Annotated in this window: 6 protein-coding genes and 1 tRNA gene; 1 reads left to right on the top strand and 6 read right to left on the bottom strand. The window is 35.9% G+C overall.

Annotation, left to right across the window (positions count from 1 at the left end):
• From ABY905_RS14215 to ABY905_RS14195, 5 genes are all read right to left on the bottom strand, one after another.
• A partial coding sequence (locus ABY905_RS14215) for a DUF4835 family protein (protein ID WP_372645013.1) occupies window positions 1-233 on the bottom strand: 233 nt, incomplete at its 3' end.
• A 118-nt stretch (window positions 234-351) separates the two neighbouring features.
• A complete protein-coding gene (locus ABY905_RS14210) occupies window positions 352-984 on the bottom strand; it encodes a phosphopantothenoylcysteine decarboxylase (protein WP_372645011.1) in 633 nt (210 codons plus the stop codon).
• Window positions 985-998: 14 nt separating this feature from the next.
• On the bottom strand, window positions 999-1,556 hold the full coding sequence (locus ABY905_RS14205; RefSeq protein ID WP_372645009.1) for a flavoprotein: 558 nt from the start codon (window positions 1,554-1,556) through the stop codon (window positions 999-1,001).
• Window positions 1,557-1,615: 59 nt separating this feature from the next.
• Complete coding sequence (locus tag ABY905_RS14200) at window positions 1,616-1,951, bottom strand: DNA-directed RNA polymerase subunit omega (protein WP_372645007.1); 336 nt, start codon at window positions 1,949-1,951, stop codon at window positions 1,616-1,618.
• Window positions 1,952-2,037: 86 nt separating this feature from the next.
• A complete protein-coding gene (locus ABY905_RS14195; RefSeq protein ID WP_372645005.1) occupies window positions 2,038-2,850 on the bottom strand; it encodes an outer membrane protein assembly factor BamD in 813 nt (270 codons plus the stop codon).
• Between the two features lie 376 nt (window positions 2,851-3,226).
• Between ABY905_RS14195 and ABY905_RS14190 the strand changes: the two genes are divergently transcribed.
• On the top strand, window positions 3,227-4,477 hold the full coding sequence (locus ABY905_RS14190; protein ID WP_372645003.1) for an aminotransferase class I/II-fold pyridoxal phosphate-dependent enzyme: 1,251 nt from the start codon (window positions 3,227-3,229) through the stop codon (window positions 4,475-4,477).
• 159 nt (window positions 4,478-4,636) lie between these two features.
• Here the strand turns inward: ABY905_RS14190 and ABY905_RS14185 are convergent.
• Window positions 4,637-4,709: transfer RNA gene (locus ABY905_RS14185), tRNA-Gly, on the bottom strand.
• Window positions 4,710-4,822: the final 113 nt, after the last annotated feature.

Below are 4,822 nucleotides of genomic sequence, written 5' to 3'. Positions count from 1 at the left end.
TCTGTAAGATTAATTAGAATATTGCATTCTATTTTCTCATCCTGATCGTAAATATGATCTGTCCAACTCCTATTGTTAACAAACTCATACACTGCCGTCTGCATAGTCCTAAAAACCTGTTTATTAGTCCCCTGAATTTGTTGACTCACAACCTGTATATTACATCGTAATTCTTGTGATTTCACATTTGAAACAGAGAGTATAACGAGAAGTAGAAAAAATAGTTTACGCATATCCGAATTTTTCAAAAATTTAGACTAAAGTTAATTAAAACAAATGAGCAGTCAAGTGTTATAAACCTAACTAAAGAAATATTCAATTATTGTTTAGATATAACACATCAAATGAGTTCTAGTAGTTCTGATTCCGAATTAACTCATCAACAATATCTTTAGCGACCTGTGACTTTAGTTTCAATTCGAACTTTTTCACCTCACCTCTACGAGAAAAAATTGTGATTTTATTAGTGTCATGCTGAAAACCAGCACCTGAATCATTTAAAGAGTTTAACACAATTAAATCCAGATTCTTTTTTTCAAGCTTTATTTGTGCATTTAGCTCCTCATTATTGGTTTCAAGTGCAAACCCTACTAAAAATTGTTTTTCAGATTTAATCTTTCCTAGAGATGCCGCAATATCTTGTGTTGGTGTTAACTCTATAGTGTAGTTTTCCTTTTCACGCTTTACTTTAGCATCAACAGGATTAAGAGGTGTAAAATCAGCAACGGCGGCTGTCATTATAGCTCCATCACAATGTGGGAAATATTCAAAAGAAGCATCATACATTTCCTGTGCTGAGACAACATCAATTCTATGTATGTTGGGATGATTAGTTTGGCATGCAGAAGGCCCAGAGATGAGGATAACTTGAGCACCTTCCTCTGCTAGCTTTTCTGCAATTGAAAAACCCATTTTACCTGAGGAGAAATTACCAATAAAACGAACAGGGTCAATCTTTTCGTAAGTCGGCCCTGTTGTTATCATGACCTTTTTGTCAATTAGTCTTTTTTTTTTGAAGCAAAGAACTCCTTAAGCTTCTCAACAATTATTTCGGGATCTTCCATACGACCTTTACCGTATAGACCACTAGCAAGCTCACCGCTTGAAGGCTCAATAAAGATATCACCATATGATTTCAGGATATCCATATTACGAAGTGTAGCAGGATGTTTAAACATATCCAAGTCCATAGCTGGGGAATGAACAACAGGGCATTTTGCCGACAAATAGGTTGTCAACAAAAGGTTATCACAAATACCATGAGCCATTTTAGCCATCGTATTGGCTGTAGTCGGTGCAACTAAGAGAACATCCGCCCACAAACCCAAATCAACATGGCTATTCCATGCACCATCATCGTGCTTAAAAAAGTCACTTAATACTGTGTTTTTTGAAAGCGTAGCCATTGTTACCGGAGAAATAAACTCCTTGGCATATGGTGTCATTAACACTTTTACTTCAGCGCCTTCTTTTACAAGTAATCGCACCAAAGTTGCGGCCTTATATGCAGCGATACTTGCTGTAATTCCAAGTATAATCTTCTTATCTTTTAACATAAGCCATAAAACTAAAAAAGTTCCCTGTTTCGAGGGAACTTAAATATTAAAGCAAAATTTTACTTAATTGTATTATTTTCTTTAGCAGGATTTCTGTAATAAATGTCACCATTAATGAATTCTTCAATCGCAATTAAAGTCGGTTTTGGTAAACGCTCATAATACTTCGAAATCTCGATCTGCTCGCGATTTTCGAAAACTTCCTCTAAATTATCAGTAAAAGATGCGAATTCTTGAAGTTTCTTATTCAGTTCTGTTTTAAGCTCTACAGCAATCTGGTTAGAACGCTTTGCCATAATCACCACAGATTCGTAAGCATTTCCTACTTCCCTGCTCAACTCTGTAACGTTACGTGTAATAGTTGAACCTGCTGCATTCGTTTTTTTGTAATCCATACTGTCAAAGAATTATTATCTATTGGTTTATTTTTAGTTCAGCTCGCAAAAATACAAATTTTTAAGAGTTTTCCTCTAATTTATAACTAATTATCTTCTTTTGCAGATTTATCTTTACCAAAATACGCTTCAATCTCCTTGATCATATGCTCAGTATCCTTCTGAAACTTACTTTTTGGAAACTCATCGACAAAAGCAAAATATTCTTCTTTAGCCAAATTGAAACGCTCATTTTGCTTTTCATCAACCGATAAAACAGCATATTCAAAGCGAGATTCTAAAAGCATAAACATGAGTTCCTCTCGATAAGAAGAACCAGGATAATCCCTAATTGCATTTTGTAATGCAATGATTGCTGATGGGAAATGCCCTCTATCAAAATAATTACGAGCACTTAAGTATGATTTATAAACCAATTTGTCTTGCAATTCATCAATCAACTTATTCCCCTCCTCAATTCGAGTTGAGTTTGGATAACGATTAATATACAATTGCAGCGCATCGATAGCATCTTTTGTTGAAGTTTGATCCAATCGAGGTTTGGGCGATTCTTTATAATAACAATAAGCACTCATATACAAACACTCTTCAGCATATGGGCTATCTGGGAAACTCTTAATAAAATTACGGAAATAGTATCCTCCAGTAATAAAGTCACTCATTCCATAGTTACAGTAAGCCATATAGTAACTCACGGTTTCCGCTTTACTTGTACCTCTAAATACAGGTATCAATTCTTCGAAAAGCGTAGCTGCTTTTACATATTGTTCTTCATTATAATATATAATGGCTTTCTTGTATTTCAGAGTAGTATCATTACTCTTTAGAAGTTTTTGATATTCGCTACATCCAGCTAAAAGCGTAGAAAGAAGCACAATCAACAAAAGGATTTTTTTCATAGGTTTATGGACTCTACTATTTTGTATCATGCAAAGATATAATTTTCCGCCAATTTTGAACATTTCACACTATCATATTGTTGCAATTATATTTTTTTAACAAGGCTATCAAGTAGATAGATGTACACAATCTTTTTTCAATGTATAAAACCAATACTTAGTCTGTAACACAATAAGTAAAAAAGACTATAAACATAGTGTTCTCAGCTTCATATCATTTATTATTAAATAGTGAGCAAAATCTACTGCGTCTATCTCTTGATATTTTTTTATAAAATGTTACTTTTGCACAGTTATGAATCCATTTCGATAAATTTATCGATTCTGAATTCCATAACCCATTCAGAATATTTGAAAACTCAAAAAAACATATATCGTGGATATTTTTGACAAAGTTAACAACCAAAAAGGGAATCTTGGACAATACGCAAAGCAAGCTCACGGCTACTTTGCATTCCCTAAACTAGAAGGCGAAATTAACTCTAGAATGATATTTAGAGGTAAAGAAGTTCTAACATGGAGTTTGAATAACTACATTGGACTTGCCAATCACCCAGAAGTAAGAAAAGCTGATGCTGAATCGGCTGAAAAATGGGGTCTTGCATATCCAATGGGTGCTCGTATGATGTCTGGACAAACTAGTCGCCACGAAGAATTAGAAGCACAACTAGCTGATTTCGTTGGTAAGCCAGATGCTTTCCTTTTGAACTTTGGTTACCAGGGTATGGTTTCTATTATCGACGCTTTAGTTAATCGTCATGATGTTATCGTTTATGACTCAGAATCACATGCCTGTATCATGGATGGCTTGAGACTTCACCAAGGGAAACGTTTTGTTTACCCTCATAACGATATGGAAAACCTTCACAAGCAACTTGAGCGCGCTACAAAGTGGGCTGAGAAAACTGGTGGTGGTATCTTAGTCATTACCGAAGGTGTCTTCGGAATGGCTGGTGATCTTGGCAAATTGGACGAAATTGTTGCTATGAAGCAAGAATTCGACTTCCGCCTATTAGTTGATGATGCTCATGGATTTGGTGTTATGGGAGCCACCGGTGCTGGTGCTCCGGAGCATTTTGGTGTTATAGATGGAATTGATGTTCTTTTCGGCACTTTCGCTAAAGCGATGGCTGGTATTGGTGCATTCGTTGCTTGTGACGAAGATGTTTGTGGCTTCTTACGTTACAATATGCGTTCTCAGATTTTTGCAAAATCACTTCCAATGCCAATTGTAGAAGGATCAATCAAAAGACTAGAACTGCTTAGAACCAAACCTGAATTGCGTGAGCAGCTTTGGACTATTTCAAATGCTCTACAAAAAGGTTTAACCGAAGCTGGACTAGAGATTGGATGTACAGAATCTCCCGTAACTCCTGTATACCTTTCAGGTAGTGTAGCTGAAGGAACTCAAGTAACAATGGATCTAAGAGAAAATTACAATATATTCTGTTCTATCGTTGTATATCCTGTAATCCCTAAGGGACAGCTATTACTTCGTTTGATCCCTACAGCTACTCACACTCTTGAAGATGTTGAGTACACTGTAAATGCTTTTAAAGATGTAGCTAAGAAATTGAAAGAAGGTAAGTATAGCAACTTAAAATTTGCTGATATTTTCAAGCAATAAGCACACTGTTGATATTAGTAAAAGCGACACCTACAGGTGTCGCTTTTTTTTTGCTTAAAGCTCATATTTGCCTTTAAAATCCAGGCATAAAAAAAGGATCGCTTCCGAAGAAACAATCCTTATTATTTTTGCTCGTATAATTCTTAAATGAATTTTCTGAGCGAGAAACGAGACTCGAACTCGCGACCCCGACCTTGGCAAGGTCGTGCTCTACCAACTGAGCTATTCTCGCAATTTCTTTTTTTTATATAAATCAGAAAAGAAAAACTGATCTGAGCGAGAAACGAGACTCGAACTCGCGACCCCGACCTTGGCAAGGTCGTGCTCTACCAACTGAGCTATTCT

Source organism: Ancylomarina sp. (assembly GCF_041555295.1).
Lineage (GTDB): Bacteria > Bacteroidota > Bacteroidia > Bacteroidales > Marinifilaceae > Ancylomarina.
Note: the sequence above shows the minus strand (reverse complement) of the source record. Positions and strands in the feature narration are given on the sequence as shown.